This window comes from Kocuria sp. CPCC 205263 (assembly GCF_040981075.1).
GTDB classification, from domain to species: Bacteria; Actinomycetota; Actinomycetes; order Actinomycetales; family Micrococcaceae; genus Kocuria; species Kocuria rosea.
In genome coordinates this window covers 26,803-46,049 of the sequence record NZ_JAVKPV010000006.1, presented here as the reverse complement: position 1 = coordinate 46,049, position 19,247 = coordinate 26,803, and the positions used below count along the sequence as shown (strand labels likewise).

Below are 19,247 nucleotides of genomic sequence, written 5' to 3'. Positions count from 1 at the left end.
CCTGATGCCCCGGCCCGCGTCCGCGGCCGGCACCGTCGATCCGAGCCCAGGGGGCTCCGCGCATCCGGTGCCGCACTCGCCCGGCGGGCCCGACCCCCAGCATCGACAGGACCGCACCGTGACCTCCACCGCCCCCTCGGCGGCGACCGCCGCCCCGCACCGCCCCGCCCACCTGCGCCTGGACGGCATCGGTGTCAGCCACCCCGGCCGCCGGGTCCTCACCGACGTGTCCCTGACCGTCGCCGCCGGTGAGCGCACCGGCCTGATCGGGGAGAACGGCGCCGGCAAGACCACCCTGCTGCACGTGGCGGCCGGGCTCCTGGTGCCGGGCACCGGCACCGTGCACCGGCCCGAGCGCACCGGCCTGCTCCACCAGGAGCTCGACCTCCCCGCCGCCACCACCCTGGAGCAGGTCGTCGAGCAGGCCGTCGGAGAGGTCCGCGCCCTGGAGCACCGGCTGGCCGCGCTCGCCGCCGGCATCGCCGCGGCGCCCGACGACCCCGCGACGGCGGATGCCTACGACACCGTGCTCCGGGACGCCGAGCGCCACGGGCTGTGGGCCCTCGACGCCCGCATCGAGACGGTCCTGAGCGGGCTCGGGCTGGCCCGGTTGCCGAGGAGCCGGGCGGTCGGGGAGCTGTCCGGCGGGCAGCGGCGCCGTCTCGCGCTCGCGGCGCTGCTGCTGGCCCGGCCCACGGCGCTGCTGCTCGACGAGCCGACGAACCACCTCGACGACGACGCCGTCGACTTCCTCGCGGCCGAGCTGGCCGGCTGGCGGGGCCCGGTGCTCCTGGCCAGCCACGACCGGTGGTTCCTGGACGAGGTGGCCACCGGGGTGGTCGACCTCGACCCCGCCCTGGGCCCCGACGAGTCCGCCGGCGGCCCGCCCCGGCAGGGCACGGCGTCCACGGGCGGCTACAGCTCCTACCTCCGGCAGCGGGCGCTCGCCCGCCGCCGCTGGGCCGAGCGCTTCGCCGCCCAGGGGCAGGAGCGGGAGCGGCTGCGGGAGATTGCCGAGGTCTCCGGCCGGGAGATCTTCCACACCACGGCCCCGAAGTCCGAGGGCCGGATCACCCGGAAGTTCTACAGCGACCGCGCCGCCAAGACCATCGGCGGCCGGGTGCGCTCGGCCCGCCACCGGCTGGCCGAGCTCGAGCGCACCGCGGTCGGCGCCCCGCCGGCACCCCTGCGCTTCGCGGGCTTCGACCGGGGCGCGGACACCGGGGCCGACGCCGACGTCCCGCTGGTCCGGCTCACCGGGGCACGGGTGGACGGACGACTGGCCCCGACCGACCTCGAGCTGCGCGCCGGGGACCGGCTGCTGGTCGAGGGCCCCAACGGCACCGGGAAGTCGACGCTGCTCGCCGTGCTGGCGGGGGAGCTGCGCGCCGACGGCGGGACCGTGGAGCGGCAGGGCCCCGTCGTCGTCGGCCGCCTGGCCCAGGACGACTCCTGGCCGGACCTGACGTGCCCGGCCGAGGCGGCCTTCCGCTCCCGGCTGCGGGACGGCAGCGGCGCCCCGACGCTGGAGGAGCTCGGCCTCCTGCGCGCCGGCGACGCCTGCCGCCCCCTCGGGGAGCTCTCCCCCGGGCAGCGCCGGAGGGTGGCGCTCGCGGCCCTGGTCGCGGAGCCCGCCCCGCTGCTGCTCCTGGACGAGCCCACCAACCACCTCTCGCTGGCCCTCGCCGAGGAGCTCGAGCGGGCCCTGGAGGACTTCCCGGGCACGGTGGTGCTGGCCACGCACGACCGGTGGGTCCGGCGGCGCTGGCGGGGCCGGGTGCTCCGGGTGCGGTCCGGGACGGACTGACCGCCCGCAGCCCCCGCCTACGGTGCCGCGGCCGGGCGGGGGGAGGTGCCGGTGTCCTCCCGCACGTACGCCTCGATCTCCCGCCCGGCGTCCCCGAACCAGGGCGCCGACTCCTCGTAGTCGGACCACCCGTCGGTCAGGACGGCGACGACGTAGTCGTGCCCGCCGAGCTCGACGATCCCGGCGTCGTGCGAGACGTCCACCAGCAGGCCGGTCTTGTGCGCGAAGCCGACGTCCGGGGAGAAGCCCGAGGAGAGGGCGTAGTCGAGGTGCTGCTCCTCCAGGAACCCGAGGAGCAGGGCGGTGGAGGGGCCGGAGAGCAGCTCACCGCGGCGCAGGCGCTCCAGGAGGGCGGCGACGTCCGCGGGAGTGGTGGTCATCGCGACGACGTCCTGCGAGCCGGTGTCGGGGTCGAAGGTCGTGGCCGTGAAGCCCTGCCCGTGCGCGAAGGCCTCGACCTGCTCCCACCCGAGCCACTGGCCCAGTGCCGCACCGGAGGCGTTGTCCGACCAGCTGATCATCACGTCGAGGGCCTGCTCGACCGTGAGGCCCAGTCCCGGCACGACGTCCGAGAGACCGAGGGCGCCCCGGTCGGCCCGGTCGAGGACCGCATGGGCCAGGAAGAGCTTGTAGAGGCTCGCGCTCGTGAACGGACGGTCCGCGTTGCGGGCCACGACCTCCCCGCCCTCGGGGCCGAGCAGCACGATCCCGAGCTCCCCGGGCACCTCGGCGGCGAGCTCCTCCAGGTCCGCCGCCAGGCCCGGGGCGGCGGCCCCGGCCGTCGGGGCGGCGGCCGGCACGGCGCCGTCCCCGCCGCAGGCGCCGAGGAGGAGGGTGAGGGCGAGGCCCAGCGCCGCGGCGCGGCCGGATCGGGCCCCTCGACAGCTCGTGCGCACGGTGCGCCTTTCGTTCCCGGACGGACGGGGACGCGGGCGGTTCGCCCCGGCGGCAGGCGCCGGTCCCGTTCCCGACCGTACCGGCGCCGTCCTGGATTTCCGCTGAACATCTTCCGTCAATCCTGTCCCCTCTGTTGCACCGGTTTGTGAAGCGTGCTTACCTTTGATCCTCATGCAGAACCACGGAGGAGGGGTCATGACAGCAGTTGCGGGCGAGAGTTGGTGGCGCAGGACGCTGGCGATCGGGTTCCTGTCCTTCGCCGCCCTGGGACTCGCGGGGTGCGACGACCCCGGGTCCGGCGGCGAGGAGGGCACGGAGCAGGAGGCCCCCGCCGGAGGCGAGGAGACCGCCGAGGACGAGGCCACGGACGCCACCGAGGAGGAGAACACGACCGGGCCCATCAGCCCCACGGAGGGCGAGGGGCCCATGGAACAGGATGACGAGCAGGACGACGGCTGATCCGGCGGCTCCCTGGCCCGCGGCGCCGGGGCTGCCGCGCCCCCACCTGATGGACCAGCGCTGGGAGGACGCCGTCTTCCTGCACTGGCGGATCCCCGTGTCCGCCGCGGCGGCGCGGATGCCGCCGGGCGTCCGGGCGGACGTGGTCGACGGCTCCGCCTGGGCGGGCCTCGTCGGCTTCCGGATGCAGCGGATCCGGCTCGGCGCCGTGGTGCCCCTGCCCTACTGGGGAAGCTTCCCCGAGATCAACGTGCGCCTCTACTCCCGCGAGCCGGACGGCACGCGCGCAGTGGTTTTCCTGTCCCTCGACGCCCCACGGCTCGCGGTGGTCCTCGGCGCCCGCGCCGCTGGCCTGCCCTACGTGTGGTCGCAGTGCCGGGCCGTCGCCCCCGACGGGGCGGATCCCGCTTACGGGTACGACGTCGTCCGGCGCCGCGGACGGACGACGTCCTTCTTCGCCGTGCACCCGGACCGTGCTACCCGCGCCGACGACGAGCTGTCGCTGGAGCTCACGGCGCGGTTCGGTCTGCACAGCCGGTTCGCCGGCCGCACGGTGCACGTCCCCGTCTCGCACGAGCCGTGGCCGCTGCACCCCGCGGCGGTCGCGCACCTCGAGGACGGCCTGCTGGCCGCGGCCGGTCTCGACGTCGACGGCCCGCCCGAGTCCGTGCTGTTCTCACCGGGCGTCCGGACCCGGATCGGGCGGCCCCGGACGGTGCGCGGCCCCTGATCCGCCGGCCCGGCACCGTCCGCCGGGCCGCGCCTGCCCGCGCACCGTCCGCGGCCGTCCGGGCCCTCCGTCCCCCGGATCGCCCCGCCCGGCGCCCGACAGCCCCACAAGAGTGGGCAGGCCCGGAGCGCGCGGGAGGTCCAGGATGGAACCAACTCCCGCAGGAGCGACCGGGGGGACTCCGGTCGAGGTCGCTCCCGGAGCCGCTCACCGCCGGGACCGTTCCACCGGGGGAGCCGCACGCGAAAGGCCCGCCGTGACCACTCCGCTCATTCCCGAGCTGCCCCAGCTGCCCGACTTCTCCGGCCGGTCCTCGCCCGAGCCGGGGGCCGCCCGCCCCGGTCGCGCGTTCGAGTCCGCGGCCACGGGCGCCCTGCTCCTGCTCCTCGCGCTGACCGTGGTCCTGGCCGTCCTCGTCCGCGCCGTGCCCCTGGGGCCGCTGCTCACGGTGGTGCTCCTGCTGCTCGTGTCCGTCGGTGCGCTCGCGCTCGGCGCCCGGGGCGGCGGCGCCCTCCCGGCGGAGCCGCCGGAGGACCCCGCCGACGGGACACCGGAGACGCAGGGGGTCTACTACTACGACCGGCACGGCCGGCCGGTGCCCATCGACGACGCGTTCTGAGCGGCGCCCCGTCCGGCGCCTCCCGGTCCGAGCCGGTGCCCGGCGGCCGCGGTGGCACCGGCACCGTGTCCGAATCGTGTCCGTCATCTTCACGCACGGTGGCCGATGCACCCTGACCTGCGCCTACGTTGGTGACGTCGTACCAGACACGGGCCCGGGGGCGTTCGGGGGAATGCGCCGCGGGCCGGCACCAGTCGCGAAGCGCTTCTCGCTTCTCCACCGGATGGGACAGAACCATGAGAAGAACCACCAGGGCAGTCACGGCCGCCGCCTTCGCGGCAGGAATCGGTCTCGTCGCAGCCGCACCGGCGCAGGCGATGGAGATCTACGAGATCAGCGACGCCACGCGGATCGCCGAGGGGGCGGCCGTCGAGGGCACCTACAAGGTCTCGTGCACGGCGGGGAGCAACATCTTCGTCTCCCTCAGCGTGACCCAGCGGGTCTCCGAGGGGCGGATCGCCAACGGCAGCTACTTCCAGCAGTGGGTCTGCGAGGGCGGCGAGGTCGAGCTGGACTACCAGGCCGTGGCCTTCAACATGGCCTTCGACGAGGGACCGGCCGTGCTCTCCGGGTTCATCCAGGAGTGCCAGGCGGAGTTCTGCGGGACCGGCACGAACCTGCCGCTGCAGGTCATCGAGATCGCCGACTAGCGGGACCGGTGGACGGGCCCGTTCCTGCGCCGGCGCAGGAACGGGCCCGTCCCGCGTCCCCGGCTGCGGAACTCTGTCCGAAAGTCCAGTGACCGGCACCACCCCCGGTCCTATAGTCGAAGTCATCGACCGCACATCTCTCCCCCCACGCCCCCCGCAACGGCTCGACGACCCCGCCGTACCCGTCCTCCAGGAGGAGATCCTCACGAGGCGGCCGGCGCGCGTCGACGTCGTGAGCGGCGCCGCCCCTGCCGTGAAGGGCTACCGCACGGTCTGCCGGGAGCTCCTCGAGCGGGCCGGGCTGTGAGCGCCCCCGCCGTCGAGCTGCGCCGCCCCGAGGGCCGGTGGCACCGCCACCGGGAGCCCGTCTGGGGCACCACCGTGACCGTCGACGTCCGCGCCGGCGAGGAGGGGCTGCCCCCCGAGCCCGCCGTGCAGCACGCCCTGGACACGGCCGTGGCCAACATGCGCTGGGTCGACGCCGTCTTCTCCACCTGCCGCCCCGACTCGCTCGTGACGGCGCTCCGCTCCGGCCTGCTCGACGAGCGCCGGCTCAGCCGGTGGGACGCCGCCCAGGGCGCCCTCCTGGACGTGCTCCAGCGCTGCCGGGAGGCCCGGGAGCTGACCGACGGCTGCTTCGACCCGTGGGCCGTGCGCGGCGGCTTCGACCCCTCCGGCTACGTCACGGCGTGGGCCGCGGAACGGATCGCCGACGACCTCGTCCGCTCCGGGTGCGCGAACGTCTGCGTCGAGGCGGGTGGGGACGTCGTGACCCGCGGGTCCGCCGGACCCGGGAGGCCCTGGACCGTGGGCATCCGCCACCCCGACGACGCCGGCGCCGTGACCTGGACCGTGCTGCCCGGCAACGGCGCGGTGTCGACCTCGAGCACCGCCGAGCGCCCGGCGCACGTCGTGGACCCGCGCACGGGACGGCCCGCCTCGGGCGCCCGGTCCGCGACGGTCGTCGGCCCGGACGCACGGCTCGCCGGAGTGCTGGCCACGGCCCTCGTGGTCGCCGGCCGGGACGGGGCCCGCTGGTTCGCCGGCCTGGACGAGTGGTCCGCCTGGGGCGTGGACCCCGCCCCCGCGGACACGGCCTGGTCGGTCGGCCGGGAGCGGCACCTCACCCGCTGAGGTCCCGCGCGGTCCCGCCGGTGGCTAGGGTGGAGGCGGTGAGCACCCACCCCGACACCGCCCCGACCGCCGCCTCCGACACCACCCGCACCGGCATGGTCCGGGTCCGGGGAGCCTCCGAGAACAACCTGCGCCACGTGGACGTGGACGTCCCCCGCGACGCGATCGTCGCCTTCACCGGCGTCTCCGGGTCCGGGAAGTCCTCCCTGGCCTTCGGCACCATCTACGCCGAGGCGCAGCGGCGCTACCTCGAGTCCGTGGCCCCCTACGCGCGGCGCCTGATCCAGCAGGGGCACAACCCCGCGGTCGAGGGGATCACCGGGCTGCCGCCCGCCGTCGCCCTGCAGCAGCGGCGCGGCGCGCCCAGCTCGCGCTCCACCGTGGGCACCCTCACCACGCTGTCCAACTCGATGCGCATGCTCTTCTCCCGGGCGGGCACCTACCCGGACTCCGCCGCGGGCAGCCTGGACTCGGACGCCTTCTCGCCCAACACCGCCGCCGGCGCGTGCCCCCGGTGCTCGGGCCTGGGCACCGTGCACGACGTCACCGAGCCCTCCCTGGTCCCGGACCCGGGGCTCAGCATCCGGGACGGGGCCGTCGCGGCGTGGCCCGGCGCGTGGCAGGGCAAGAACCTGCGCGACATCCTGAGCCACCTGGGCCACGACGTCGACGTCCCCTGGCGCGAGCTGCCGCGGGAGGAGCGCGACTGGATCCTGTTCACCGAGGAGCAGCCCGTCGTGGAGATCACCCCGCAGCGGGACCGGGTGGCGAAGCCGTACAAGGGCCGGTTCTGGAGCGCGAAGAGCTACGTCCTGCACACCCTGGCGGACTCCGCGAGCCAGCAGATGCGCGAGCGCGTCCTGCAGTACGTGGTCACCGGACCCTGCCCCGCGTGCGCCGGCAGCGGCCTGCGCCCCGAGGCGCTCGCCGTGACCTTCGCGGGCCGGAGCATCGCCGAGCTCAACGGGGCGTCCCTCGGCGAGCTGGCCGAGGTGGTCCGGCCCACCGCCGCCCTGGAGCACGCCGGGACCGCCTCCCGGGCGGTGTCCTCGGGGGAGCGCAGCGAGGCCGCGGTGACCATCGCCAAGGACCTGCTCGCCCGGCTGCAGGTGCTCCTGGACCTGGGCCTGGGCTACCTGAGCCTGGACCGGTCCACGCCCACGCTCTCCCCGGGAGAGATGCAGCGGCTGCGGATCGCCACCCAGCTGCGCTCCGGGCTCTTCGGCGTGGTCTACGTGCTCGACGAGCCCTCGGCGGGCCTGCACCCGGCCGACGCCGAACCGCTGCTGGCCGTGCTCGAGGAGCTGAAGGCCTCCGGGAACTCGGTGTTCGTGGTGGAGCACGACATGGCCGTGGTGCGGCGCTCCGACTGGGTCGTGGACGTGGGGCCCCAGGCCGGGGACCGCGGCGGCGCGGTGCTGTACAGCGGCCCCGTGCCCGGCCTGGCCGACGTGACGGAGTCCGCCACGCGCCCCTTCCTGTTCCCGGACGGTTCCCCTGGAGGTTTCCCGAACGGCTCTCCTGACGATCCTCCGGGCGGCACGACGGCGGAGCGCACGCCGCGCCCGGTCGAGCGGCGGCTGCGGCTGCGCGGGGTCACGCGCCACAACCTGGTGGACCTCGACGCGGAGATCCCCCTGGGCGTGCTGACCGCCGTCACCGGGGTCTCCGGCTCGGGCAAGTCCACGCTGGTCAGCCAGGTCCTGGCCGAGACGGTCGGCCGGCACGTGCACGGCGGGGCGGCGCCCGCCGACGCCGAGGACGACGCCGCGCCCGCCGCCGGGGCACGGGTGGGTGCCGTCGAGGGCCTGGAGCACCTGGACCGGCTGATCCGGGTGGACCAGCGGCCCATCGGCCGCACCCCGCGCTCCAACCTGGCGACCTACACGGGACTGTTCGACGCGGTCCGCAAGCTCTACGCCGCCACCGACGAGGCGCGGGCCCGCGGCTACGGGGCCGGACGGTTCTCCTTCAACGTGACCGGCGGCCGGTGCGAGACGTGCCAGGGCGAGGGCTTCCTGGCCGTCGAGCTGCTGTTCCTGCCCGGCACCTACGGGCCCTGCCCCGACTGCCAGGGCGCCCGCTACAACCCCGAGACCCTGGAGGTGACCCACCGGGGTCAGAGCATCGCCGACGTCCTGGGCATGCGCGTGGAGACCGCCGCGGAGTTCCTCGCGGACGTCCCGGCCGCCGCGCGCAGCCTGCGCACCCTGCTCGACGTGGGGCTCGGCTACCTGCGGCTCGGCCAGCCGGCCACCGAGCTCTCCGGGGGCGAGGCGCAGCGGATCAAGCTGGCCACCGAGCTGCAGCGGGCCCGCCGCGGCCACACCCTGTACCTCCTGGACGAGCCCACCACCGGCCTGCACCCGCAGGACGTGCAGCTGCTGCTGCGCCAGCTCAACCGCCTGGTGGACGCCGGCAACACCGTGGTGGTGGTGGAGCACGCCATGGACGTGGTGGCGTCGTCGGACTGGGTGATCGACATGGGCCCGTCCGGCGGCGAGGCCGGCGGGCGGATCGTGTGCGCCGGCACTCCGGCCGAGGTCGCCGCGTGCCCGGCCAGCCGCACGGCGCCCTACCTGGCCGCAGCGCTGGCCTGACGGGCCGCGGCCGCGGATCAGTTCTGCTGCTGGTCCTTCTCATCGGCGCCGAGGAAGCCGCCGGCCTTCTCCTGGGCCTGGTCCACCTGGCCCTCGTACTTGTTGCCGGTGCGCTCGTCGACGGCGTCGCCGCCCCGGTCGATGCCCTGCTGCACCTTGTCCGGGTGCTGGTCCGCAAGGTTCTTCGCCTTGTCCGCGAATCCTCCCATGTCCACCATGATCGTTCCTCTCGTCGAACGGTTCCGGCGGGCGCCGCCCGCCGGAGGTACCCCTCCATCCTGGTCCCCGGACGGGCCCCTGGCCATCCCGCGCCGAGGTTGCGGCTGACGGCGACGCAGCCGGTCGCGGTGGCCGTCAGCTGCGGCCTCGCGGCTCGGTCCCGGTCCGGATCAGGTGCAGTCGGCGGTGCAGGTCACGCACCGCCGGCGCCAGTTCGGGGCAGGGGCCGTCCACGGGCACCCCCGGGGCCACCTGGGTGATCGGCAGCGCCGCGACGGGGGCGGGCGGGGCGCCGAGCTCGTCCAGCCACCGGCCGAGCTGCGCCGAGGAGGAGGCGTGGACGATGCGGCCCAGCCCCACCCAGGCGTGGGCCGCCGAGCACATGGGGCAGTGCTCGCCCGAGGTGTAGACCGTGGCCGCGGAGCGCTGCTCCGGGGTCAGGTGGGCGGCCGCCCAGCGGGCGATCTCGAACTCTGGGTGGCGGGTCGCGTCACCGCCGGCCACCCGGTTGCGGTCCTCGAACAGGACCTCCCCCCGGGCCGAGACCAGCACCGAGCCGAACGGCTCGTCCCCGGCGTCGAGGGCCTCGCGGGCCAGCTCCACGCAGCGTCGCAGGTGTCCGCGGTCGGTCTCCGAGATGCCCATGGGCCCAGCCTACGGGCGGGGGCGCCGGCTCACAGGAACGCGCGGGCGGGCGGGCGCCTGCGGGAGAGGTCCCGGGCCACTGGACGGTAGGCCAGGACCAGCAGCAGCAGGGCGACCGGCACCAGGAAGGAGAACCCCGCGGCCAGGTAGCCGACCGTCCCGGCCACGCCGCCCAGGAAGAACAGGCCCACGAGGGTGGTCAGGACCCGCAGCTTCCTGCGGTCCGCCCGGACCGGTTCCGGGCCCGGTGTGCGGTGGGGGTAGAGCATCCTGCCGAGCTCGATCGCGATGTCGGTGACCATCCCGGTGACGTGGGTGGTGCGCACGGGGATGTCGGCGACCTTGCTGAGGAGCGCGTTCTGCATCCCCATGGTGAAGCACAGGACGGCGACGGGCACGAGGCCGCGGTGGTCGTCCTCGACGGCCTCGGCGGTCAGGCTGAACACCAGGATCAGCGCGCCCTCGAAGGCGAGCACGTTCGCGAACCGGCACCCGAGCCCGCGCCGCCGGCCCCAGGTGAAGAGCAGCGAGCACCAGATGCCGCCGAGCACGAACGCGCCCAGCCCCACCACGCCGAGGGACAGCAGCTCCACGTCCCCGTCCACGAGGTGGTCGGCCATGGTCGCGGTCAGACCGGTCATGTGGGAGGTGTAGAGCGCCACGGCCACGAAGCCCGCCGAGTTGAGCATGCCGGCCACGAGGATCAGCAGGCAGGCCAGGTGGAGGTCGTAGCGGGGGCTCCGGCGGGGCCCCGAGACCCGGGACAGGTAGCCGGTGACGGGTGTGGCCATGCGCTCAGCCTAGGAACGGCGCGGCCCGGGCCCAGCAGACCATCGGCCAGATCAGGCGGTGTTCTCCGTCACGTCGACGACCCCCTCGAGCACCTCCACCACCACGGCGCGCGCCCGCGCCTCGGCCTCGGCCGCGTTTCCGGAGGCGACTGCGGCGGCCGTGGCCTCGTGGTCCTCGAGCGCGCCGGGGTCCGGGGAGCGGGGCATGAGCCCGAGCGCCGTGCGGCCGGAGAGGACCTCGGCCACCACGTCTTGCAGGGCGGCGAGCATCGGGTTGCCGCTCGCCTCCAGCAGCAGCGCGTGGTAGGCGGTGTCTGCCTCCAGGTACTCGGGGTCGGTGCCGCGGCGTGCCTCGCCGAGCTCCCGCAGCCGGGCGGCGAGCTCCACCAGGCGCCGCCGGGTGGGCCCGTCGGCCCGGAGCGCGGCCAGCCGGGCGGCCACGGGTTCGATGGCGGTCCGCAGCTCGGTCAGGCTCCGCAGCTGCTCGTCGCGTCCCGGGCCGCCGAGCCGCCACCGGATCAGCCGGGGGTCGAACGGGTTCCAGTCCCGCGGCGGGCGGACGGTGACGCCCACCCGCCGCCGGGACTCCACCATCCCCATGGACTCGAGCACGCGCACCACCTCCCGCACGAGCGTGCGGGAGACCCCGAACTCCTCCTCGAGGGCCGCGAGCGTCAGGACCGTTCCGGGCGCCCGCGCCCCGGAGGCGATGCTCTCGCCGAGCCGGTCCAGCACCCCGCTGTGCTGCTCCACCCCGTGCATGGACGCTCCGTCCGTCATGTGCGGCGCGGTCGCGCCCGCCCTGTTGCCAAAAGTATGATCTTTCTGTCAGCCTAGCGTGTGTCGTGGCTCACGACGAGACCCCAGGGCCTGCGCGCAGGCACGAGATCAACGGAGAAACTCAGTGGAAGACTGGACACAGACCCTCGGCACCGCGCCGCTGCTGACGATCGCAGCAGCCGCCATCGCACTGATCCTGGTCCTGGTGATCAAGTTCAAGCTGCACGCCTTCCTCACCCTGATCCTGGTGGCGCTGCTGACGGCGTTCGCCACCGGCATCCCCACGGGGATGATCGTGGACACCGCGGTCACCGCCTTCGGCGGCACGCTCGGCTCGGTGGCCCTGCTCATCGGCCTCGGCGCCATGCTCGGCAAGCTCGTGGAGCACAGCGGCGGCGCCCGGGTGCTCGCGGACAAGCTCGTGGACATCTTCGGCGAGAAGCGCGCGCCCTTCGGGCTCGGCATCGCCTCCCTGATCATGGGCTTCCCGATCTTCTTCGACGCCGGCCTCGTGGTCATGCTGCCGATCATCTTCGCGGTCGCCCGCCGGGTGAGCGGCAACAACGTGCTCCTCTACGGCATCCCCGCCGCCGGCGCGTTCTCGGTCATGCACGTCTTCGTGCCCCCGCACCCCGGTCCCGTGGCCGCCACGGAGCTCTACGGCGCCGACCTCGGCATGGTCCTGCTCATCGGCCTGCTGCTGGCATTCCCGCTCTGGTACGTCTCCGCGTACCTCTGGGGCAAGCGCGTGGGCACCAAGTACGTCCTCCCCGTCCCGGGCTTCTTCGGCGACGTCGACGACGACCAGCCCGCCAACCCGCCGCGGGTCGGCACCATCATCGCCCTGCTGCTGCTGCCCCTGCTGCTCATCTTCATGAACACCGGGCTGGACTTCCTGCGCGCCGCCGGCGCCGTCTCCGAGGACGCCGAGTGGTTCCAGGTGCTCTCCGCCCTCGGCGAGTCCCCGGTCGCCCTGCTGATCTCGGTCCTCGTGGCCCTGTTCGTCCTCGGCACCCGCCGCGGCGAGCACGGCACCGCCCTGGAGAAGGTCATCGACTCCTCCCTGGGCCCGGTCGCCTCCGTCATCCTCATCACCGGCGCCGGCGGCATGTTCGGCGGCATCCTGCGCGCCTCCGGCATCGGCGACGCGCTGGCGTCCTCGCTGGACGGCATCGGGCTGCCCGTCATCTTCGCGGCCTACATCATCGCCGTGGTCCTGCGCCTGGCTCAGGGCTCGGCCACCGTGGCCCTCGTCACCGCGGCCGGGCTCATGGCACCGGCCGTGGCCGCGGGCAACTTCAACTCCGTGGAGGTCGCGGCCGTGGTCCTGGCCACCGCCGCCGGTTCGGTCTTCGCCGGGCACGTCAACGACTCCGGCTTCTGGCTCGTGGGCCGGCTCATGGGCATGGACGTCAAGACCACGCTGAAGACCTGGACGGTCCAGCAGGCCCTCGAGTCCGTCCTCGGCTTCGCCATCGTCCTCGTCATCTTCTACATCGCCTGAGGCCCCGGATGCGCAACGTCTTCGACATCACCGGCCGGCTCGCCTTCGTCACCGGCTCCTCCCGGGGGCTGGGACGGGCCCTGGCCACGGGCCTCGCCGAGGCGGGCGCCCGCGTGGTCCTGCACGGGCGCGACGCCGACGCCCTCGCCCGGGTGCGCGACGAGATCGCCGCCGGCACGGGCACCGCCCCGGTCACGGCGGCCTTCGACCTCACCGACGCCGAGGCCGTCCGGACGGGGATCGACGCGGTCCTCGCCGAGCACGGCGTCCCGGACATCCTGGTGAACAACGCCGGGATCCAGCGGCGCGCCCCCTTCGCTGAGTTCGCGGCCCAGGACTGGGAGGACATCGTCGCGGCGAACCTCTCGAGCGTGTTCCACGTGTCCCGGGCCGTGGTCCCCGGCATGCAGGAGCGCGGCTCGGGCAAGATCGTCAACATCGGCTCCGTGCAGTCGGTGCTCGCCCGGCAGACCATCGCCCCGTACTCGGCCACCAAGGGCGGGGTGGTCATGCTCACCAAGGGCATGGCCGCGGACCTCGCCCGGCACAACATCCAGGTCAACGCGATCTCGCCCGGGTACTTCGCCACCGAGATGAACCAGGCGCTGATCGAGGACGAGGCGTTCAACCACTGGGTGGTCGAGCGCACCCCGGCCCGGCGCTGGGGGCAGGTCGAGGAGCTCGTGGGCACGCTGGTCTACCTGTGCTCGGACGCCTCCAGCTTCGTCTCGGGGCACAACGTCCTGGTCGACGGCGGCATGACCTCCGTCCTCTGACCCGGGTCCGCCGCACCACCCGCCGTCCCACCCGGCACGCGCCGCACCGCGGCGCCCCGGGGACGCACCAGGAAGAGAACTCATGAAGGCCATCGTGATCCACGGCAAGGACGACCTGCGCGTCGAGGAGGTGCCCACCCCGGAGCCCGCCGAGGGGCAGATCCGGCTCCGGATCGCCTACGGCGGGGTGTGCGGGTCGGACCTGCACTACTGGGCCGAGGGCGCCAACGGCGAGTACGTGGTCCGGGAGCCCCTCGTGCCCGGGCACGAGGTCTCCGGGACGGTGGACCTGGACCCGGCCGGCGAGCTCGCCCCCGGCACCCCGGTGACGGTCCACCCGGCCACGTTCGGCACGCCCCAGCCCGGGATCGAGGACCGGCGCCACCTGTGGCCCGGCGGGGCCTACCTGGGCAGCGCCTCCACCCGGCCGCACACCCAGGGCGGGATGAGCGAGTACCTGCTGGTCCGCCGGGACATGGTCCGGGTGCTCCCGGCCGGCCTGCCGCTGCGCCGGGCCGCGCTCGCCGAGCCGCTGGCCGTGGCCCTGCACGGGCTCACCGTGGCCGGGGACGTGACCGGCCGGCGCGTGCTCGTCTCCGGGTCCGGTCCGATCGGCCTGCTCACCGCCGCGGCGGCCCTGGCCCGGGGCGCGGCCGAGGTCGTGGCCACCGACGTCCTCGAGGGCCCGCTCGAGCGGGCCCGTGCGCTCGGCGTGCACGGCACCGTCCGAGTGGGGGCCGAGCAGATCCCCTCCGGGGCGTTCGACGTGGTGCTCGAGTGCTCCGGCGTGCCCGCGGCCGTGAGCCCGGCGCTGGTGGGCGCCCGCCGCGGCGGCGTCGTCGTCCAGGTGGGGATGGTGCCGGACGAGGCGCGGCCCGTGAACCTGGCCCCGCTGGTCTCCAAGGAGCTCCAGCTGCGCGGGTCCTTCCGGTTCGACGACGAGATCGACGAGGCGATCGGGCTGCTCGCCGACCGTCCCGGGATCGAGGACGTGGTCACGCACGAGTTCCCCGCCGACCGGGCCGTGGAGGCCTTCGCCACGGCCCGCGACTCCGCGGTCTCCGGCAAGGTCCTCGTGTCCCTGGCCGCCGGGGAGCCGCGCTGATGCCGGGGCCGGCCGGCACCGGGCACCCGGATCCCGTGGTGGTGGGCGTCGACATCGGCACCACGAGCACCAAGGCCGTGGCCTTCGCGGTGGGCGGTGAGCAGCTCGCCGCCGCCTCGGCCGGCTACCCCCTGGAGGAGCCGCACCCCGGCCACGCCGTGCAGGACCCCGAGCTGATCCTGCAGGCGGTGCTGGACACCGTCCGCGCGGTGGTCGGGGAGGTCGGGGCGGAGCGCGTGGCCGGGCTGTCCTTCAGCGCCGCGATGCACAGCCTGCTCGGGCTCTCGCCCGAGGGCGAGCCCCGCACCCCGCTCGTCACCTGGGCGGACACCCGGGCCAGCGTCCAGGCGGAACGGCTGCGCGCGAGCGCGGGCGGCCTCGCCCTGCACCGGCGCACGGGCACCCCGGTGCACCCCATGTCGCCGCTGCCCAAGCTCGTGTGGTTCCACGACCAGGAGCCCAAGCTGTGCGAGCGCGTCGCCTTCTGGGCCGGCATCAAGGAGTTCGTGCTGCTGCGGCTGTGCGACGCGCTCGTGGTGGACCACTCGGTGGCCTCGGCCACCGGTCTGATGAACATCCACGAGCTGGCCTGGGACGGCGAGGCCCTCGCCCTCGCCGGGATCCTGCCCGAGCAGCTGCCCGAGCTCGTGCCCACCACCCACGTCCTGCCCGGGCTCACGGACGAGGGCGCCCGGGCCACCGGGCTGCCCGCCACCGTGCCCGTGGTGGTGGGGGCCAGCGACGGCCCGCTGGCCAACCTCGGCCTGGGCGCGGTCCGGCCCGGGGTGGCGGCCTGCTCGATCGGCACGAGCGGCGCGCTGCGCGTCGTCGTCGACCGTCCCGTGGTGGACCCGCTGGGACGGGTCTTCTGCTACGCCCTGACCCCGGGGCGCTGGGTGGTCGGCGGGGCGATCAACAACGGCGGCGTGGTCCTGGGCTGGGCCGGGGACGCCCTCGCCCCCGACCTGGGGGAGGAGCCGGAGGAGGAGCTGCTCGCGCTCGCGGGGAGCGTCCCGGCCGGGTCCGGGGGGCTGCTCATGCTGCCCTACCTGCTGAGCGAGCGCGCCCCGCACTGGAGCTCCCTGCCCAAGGGCGCCTACGTGGGGCTGACCCGCGCCCACCGCCGCGCGCACCTGGTGCGCGCGGCCCTGGAGGGGGTGTGCCAGCAGCTCGGCCTGGTCCTGCAGTCGATGCGCTCGGCCGGTCTGGCCGTGGAGCAGATCCGCGCCACCGGCGGCTTCGCCCGCAGCCCGCTGTGGCGGCAGCTGCTCGCCGACGTCCTCGGCACGGACATCTCCTTCGCCTCTGGCCACGAGGGCTCCGGGTTCGGCGCCGCGCTGCTCGGGATGCAGGCGCTCGGGCTGATCGAGTCCGTCGACGTGGCCGCGGACCTGGTGGAGGTCGAGTCCGTGGTGCGCCCGGACCCCGCCGACGCCGCGGTCCACGCGTCCCTGCAACCGGTGTTCGAGCAGCTCTACGAGGCCCTCGTGCCCACGTTCACGTCCCTGCGCCGGCTGGCGCCCGCCCTGCCGCTCGAGCGCGACTGACCCTCCCGCCCCGCTCCGGCCGTGCCGACCGGGCCGTGCTGACCGGGCCGTGCCCGCCGGCGCCCCGTGACGATTCCGTGCACGGCCCGGAGGGCGCATCGGCGGGCCCGCGTGGGAGAATGGAGCTGTTCTGCGGCGCCTGCGGGCCCGAGCGGCCCCGCACCGCGGATCGCCGGTGCCGAGGGGGCCCGCGATGATCTCGAGAACGGACGTGGAAGAACTCCACCAGCAGGTCCGCGGCCCGGTCCTGCTGCCGGACGAGGCCGGCTTCGCGCAGGAGGTCGCCGGCTTCAACCTGGCCGCCGTCCACCACCCGGACGCGGTGGCGGGCGTGACCGACGCCGCCGACGTGGTGGCCGTGATGCGGTGGGCCGCCGCCCACCACGAGCCCGTGGGGGTCCAGTCCACGGGCCACGGCGCGGACCAGCCCATGGAGGGCGGAGTGCTCGTCACGACCCACCGGATGCAGGAGATCGAGGTCGACCCCCGCCGCCGGACCGCGCGGATCGGCGCCGGCGTGCGGTGGCGCCGCGTGATCGACGCGGTCGCGCCCCACGGCCTCGCGGTCCTCACCGGTTCGGCCAGCGACGCCGGGGCGGTCGGCTACACCCTGGGGGGCGGGCTGCCGGTGCTCGGGCGGATCTTCGGCTTCGCCGCCGACCACCTGCTGGGCCTCGAGGTGGTGACCCCCGACGGGCGGCTGCGCCACGTGGACGCCCGGCACGAGCCGGAGCTGTTCGCCCTGCTGCGCGGGGGCAAGGGCAACCTGGGCCTCGTCACCGCGATGACCATGGGCCTCGTCCCCCTGGAGGAGCTCTACGGCGGCGGGATCTTCTACCCCGGCACCGACGCCCAGGAGGTGCTGAGCGCGTTCAGCCGGTGGGCGCCCACCCTGCCGGAGCGTGCCTCGACGTCCGTGGCCCTGCGCTGGATGCCGCACGACCCGACCGTCCCCGAGCAGCTGCACAAGCGGATGCTCGTGCACCTGCGCTTCTGCTGGGTCGGCCCGGAGGAGGAGGGCGCCCGGGTCCTCGCGCCGATGCGGGCGGTCTCCCGGCCGGTCCTGGACCTGGTGGGGCCCATGGACTACCGCGACATCGACCAGGTGCACATGGATGCCACCGAGCCGGGTCTCTACGTGCTCACCGGGGAGTTCCTGCGGGAGTTCGACGCCGCCGCGGTCATGACGCTGCTGCAGAGTGCCGGGCCCGGCAGCCGGTGCCCGCTGCCGGAGGTGGGGATCCGGCTGATGGGCGGAGCCTTCGCCCGGACCGACGGCGTCGAGGACGCGGTCTCGGGGCGGGACGCGGCGTTCTTCCTGGAGCTCATCGGCTGGCTCGCGCCCCACGTGGCCGCGGCGACGCCCCGGGCGCTGGCCGAGATCCTGCAGGCCATGGCCCCGTGGTCCACGGGGCGGGCGTTCGTGAACATGCACGGGGTCCCGGGCGGGGAGAGCGAGCACGCCCGGGCGTGGTCCGAGGAGGTGTACGCCCGTCTGGTCCGGGCCAAGGCGCTCTACGACCCGGACAACCTGCTGCGCTTCCAGCACGTGGTCGGCCAGGAGCGCCGGCCTCCCGGCCTCGGCCAGCCGGCGGACAGCTCCGCGTGATGGACTGGCGGCAGCACCGCGGCGCTCCCGCGCGCGGTGACCACTCTCGGAAGGAGACGTGATGGTGAACTTCAAGGGGCTCACGGCCAAGGCCAAGCAGCTCGCCCAGCGCAACCCGGACAAGGTCGACAAGGTCCTCGACCAGGCCGGCAGCTTCGTGGACAAGCGCACCGGGCGCAAGTACGAGCGCCACGTGGACACGGTCCAGCAGAAGGCCCGCCAGTTCCTCGGCGGGGGCCGCGCCCCCGGCGACCGGACCTCCGGCGGCCCCAGCATGGGCGGCCCGGCGACCGGCGGCCCGACCACGGGCGGCCCGGCCGCCGGTGAGCGCCCGGACGGGCAGCCGGGGGGACCGGCCGCGACCGACCGCCCCGGTGACGTGCCCGGACACGAGGGCCCCCGCCACTGACGGTTCCCGGGTCCCGGGAACGGAGCGGACCCCGCTCGCCGCGCCTCGAGCGCACGGCAGGCGGGGTCCGTCGTCGTCCGGCGGATGGCCGTCCCGCCGGGGACGGGTGCGGCTACCGGGCGAGGAAGTCCAGCAGCGCCTCGTTGACCTCCGCGCCGTGGGTCCAGAGCAGCCCGTGCGGGGCGCCCTCGATCTCGACGTACTCCGCCTGCGGGAGGGCCTGGTGGAACTGCCGGCCGGTGGCGTCGATGGGCAGGATGTTGTCCGCGGTGCCGTGCACGATCAGGGCTGGCACGTCGATCTTGGGGATGTCGGCCCGGAAGTCGGTCAGCCAGGTGGGCTGGGCGGCCACCGACGCCACGGCCCCGGAGCGGGCGGCGATGTTCCGGCACGCGTCCACGACCTCCTGGCTCAGCCGGTCCGTGCCCAGGAACGTGTCCGTGTTGAAGAAGTTGCCGAAGAACTCGGTGAAGAACGCGTAGCGGTCGGCGGTCACGGCCGCGGCCAGGCCGTCGAAGACGTCCTGGGGCACGCCCGTGGGGTTGTCCTCGGTCTGCAGCAGGTACGGCTCGAGCGAGCCCAGGAAGGCCGCCTTGGCCACCCGCGAGGATCCGTAGGTCCCGAGGTAGCGCCCCACCTCCCCGGTCCCCATGGAGAAGCCCACCAGGACCACGTCGTTCAGGTCGAGGGTGCTCAGGACGGTGTCGAGGTCGGTGGCGAAGGTGTCGTAGTCGTAACCGGTCGTCGGCCGGCTCGAGCGGCCGAAGCCGCGGCGGTCGTAGGTGATCACGCGATAGCCGGCCCCGAGCAGGGCGGCGGTTTGCTTCTCCCAGGACGAGCCGTCCAGGGGGTACCCGTGGATGAGGACGACGGGCTGACCGCTGCCGTGGTCCTCGTAGTACAGCTCGATGTCGGTGCTGTTCTCGGTGCCGACGGTGATGTGACCCATGGAGGCTTTTCCTCTCG

Annotated in this window: 20 protein-coding genes; 14 read left to right on the top strand and 6 right to left on the bottom strand. The window is 74.9% G+C overall.

Going from position 1 to position 19,247, the window contains the following annotated elements; genetic code table 11:
• The first annotated feature begins 118 nt into the window (after positions 1-118).
• Entirely contained in the window at positions 119-1,807 is a 1,689-nt protein-coding gene (locus tag RF647_RS10900; protein ID WP_368811709.1) for an ATP-binding cassette domain-containing protein, read from the top strand.
• A 17-nt stretch (positions 1,808-1,824) separates the two neighbouring features.
• Here RF647_RS10900 and RF647_RS10895 read toward each other — a convergent pair whose 3' ends face one another.
• Positions 1,825-2,703, bottom strand: coding sequence for a serine hydrolase (locus RF647_RS10895; protein WP_368811708.1), 879 nt, complete (start codon positions 2,701-2,703; stop codon positions 1,825-1,827).
• A gap of 196 nt (positions 2,704-2,899) precedes the next feature.
• Here RF647_RS10895 and RF647_RS10890 point away from each other — a divergent pair, with 196 nt between their 5' ends.
• The 7 genes from RF647_RS10890 to RF647_RS10860 all read left to right on the top strand — a co-directional run bounded on the left by RF647_RS10890 (position 2,900) and on the right by RF647_RS10860 (position 8,896).
• Positions 2,900-3,163: a hypothetical protein gene (locus RF647_RS10890; RefSeq protein WP_368811707.1), complete on the top strand. Its 264-nt coding sequence runs from the start codon at positions 2,900-2,902 to the stop codon at positions 3,161-3,163.
• A 49-nt stretch (positions 3,164-3,212) separates the two neighbouring features.
• Positions 3,213-3,893: a YqjF family protein gene (locus tag RF647_RS10885; protein WP_368811956.1), complete on the top strand. Its 681-nt coding sequence runs from the start codon at positions 3,213-3,215 to the stop codon at positions 3,891-3,893.
• 256 nt (positions 3,894-4,149) lie between these two features.
• Positions 4,150-4,512, top strand: a complete 363-nt coding sequence (locus tag RF647_RS10880; protein WP_368811706.1) for a hypothetical protein — start codon at positions 4,150-4,152, stop codon at positions 4,510-4,512.
• A gap of 236 nt (positions 4,513-4,748) precedes the next feature.
• Entirely contained in the window at positions 4,749-5,162 is a 414-nt protein-coding gene (locus RF647_RS10875) for a hypothetical protein (protein WP_126349613.1), read from the top strand.
• 88 nt (positions 5,163-5,250) lie between these two features.
• Entirely contained in the window at positions 5,251-5,469 is a 219-nt protein-coding gene (locus RF647_RS10870) for a hypothetical protein (RefSeq protein WP_368811705.1), read from the top strand.
• The gene (locus RF647_RS10865; protein WP_368811704.1) at positions 5,466-6,296 is read left to right on the top strand and encodes an FAD:protein FMN transferase; all 831 of its coding nucleotides are present in this window, start codon (positions 5,466-5,468) and stop codon (positions 6,294-6,296) included. Before RF647_RS10870 ends, RF647_RS10865 begins: the two co-directional genes overlap by 4 nt.
• Before the next feature lie 95 nt (positions 6,297-6,391).
• Positions 6,392-8,896 carry an ABC transporter gene (locus RF647_RS10860; RefSeq protein WP_368811955.1) on the top strand — a complete coding sequence of 835 codons (2,505 nt, stop codon included), beginning with the start codon at positions 6,392-6,394 and terminating at the stop codon, positions 8,894-8,896.
• 17 nt (positions 8,897-8,913) lie between these two features.
• Here the strand turns inward: RF647_RS10860 and RF647_RS10855 are convergent, their stop codons facing one another.
• The 4 genes from RF647_RS10855 to RF647_RS10840 form a co-directional block, all read right to left on the bottom strand.
• Entirely contained in the window at positions 8,914-9,114 is a 201-nt protein-coding gene (locus RF647_RS10855; RefSeq protein WP_133409670.1) for an antitoxin, read from the bottom strand.
• Between the two features lie 136 nt (positions 9,115-9,250).
• Positions 9,251-9,760, bottom strand: coding sequence for a nucleoside deaminase (locus RF647_RS10850; RefSeq protein ID WP_368811703.1), 510 nt, complete (start codon positions 9,758-9,760; stop codon positions 9,251-9,253).
• Between the two features lie 29 nt (positions 9,761-9,789).
• Positions 9,790-10,551 (bottom strand): YoaK family protein, encoded by a 762-nt coding sequence (locus tag RF647_RS10845; RefSeq protein WP_368811702.1) that lies wholly within the window; start codon positions 10,549-10,551, stop codon positions 9,790-9,792.
• A 51-nt stretch (positions 10,552-10,602) separates the two neighbouring features.
• Positions 10,603-11,331, bottom strand: a complete 729-nt coding sequence (locus tag RF647_RS10840) for a FadR/GntR family transcriptional regulator (RefSeq protein WP_368811701.1) — start codon at positions 11,329-11,331, stop codon at positions 10,603-10,605.
• A gap of 124 nt (positions 11,332-11,455) precedes the next feature.
• On the opposite strand from RF647_RS10840, the gene RF647_RS10835 reads away from it, so the two are divergent.
• The 6 genes from RF647_RS10835 (at position 11,456) to RF647_RS10810 (ending at position 18,281) form a co-directional block, all read left to right on the top strand.
• A complete protein-coding gene (locus RF647_RS10835) occupies positions 11,456-12,835 on the top strand; it encodes a GntP family permease (RefSeq protein WP_368811700.1) in 1,380 nt (459 codons plus the stop codon).
• A gap of 8 nt (positions 12,836-12,843) precedes the next feature.
• Positions 12,844-13,611 carry an SDR family oxidoreductase gene (locus RF647_RS10830; protein WP_368811699.1) on the top strand — a complete coding sequence of 256 codons (768 nt, stop codon included), beginning with the start codon at positions 12,844-12,846 and terminating at the stop codon, positions 13,609-13,611.
• Positions 13,612-13,693: 82 nt separating this feature from the next.
• On the top strand, positions 13,694-14,716 hold the full coding sequence (locus tag RF647_RS10825; RefSeq protein WP_368811698.1) for a zinc-binding dehydrogenase: 1,023 nt from the start codon (positions 13,694-13,696) through the stop codon (positions 14,714-14,716).
• Positions 14,716-16,263, top strand: a complete 1,548-nt coding sequence (locus RF647_RS10820) for a gluconokinase (protein WP_368811697.1) — start codon at positions 14,716-14,718, stop codon at positions 16,261-16,263. The genes RF647_RS10825 and RF647_RS10820 overlap by 1 nt, the downstream gene beginning before the upstream one ends.
• Before the next feature lie 193 nt (positions 16,264-16,456).
• Entirely contained in the window at positions 16,457-17,872 is a 1,416-nt protein-coding gene (locus tag RF647_RS10815; RefSeq protein ID WP_368811696.1) for an FAD-binding oxidoreductase, read from the top strand.
• A 61-nt stretch (positions 17,873-17,933) separates the two neighbouring features.
• The gene (locus RF647_RS10810) at positions 17,934-18,281 is read left to right on the top strand and encodes an Rv0909 family putative TA system antitoxin (protein WP_368811695.1); all 348 of its coding nucleotides are present in this window, start codon (positions 17,934-17,936) and stop codon (positions 18,279-18,281) included.
• Positions 18,282-18,393: 112 nt separating this feature from the next.
• Here RF647_RS10810 and RF647_RS10805 read toward each other — a convergent pair whose 3' ends face one another.
• Positions 18,394-19,230: an alpha/beta fold hydrolase gene (locus tag RF647_RS10805; protein WP_368811694.1), complete on the bottom strand. Its 837-nt coding sequence runs from the start codon at positions 19,228-19,230 to the stop codon at positions 18,394-18,396.
• Positions 19,231-19,247: the final 17 nt, after the last annotated feature.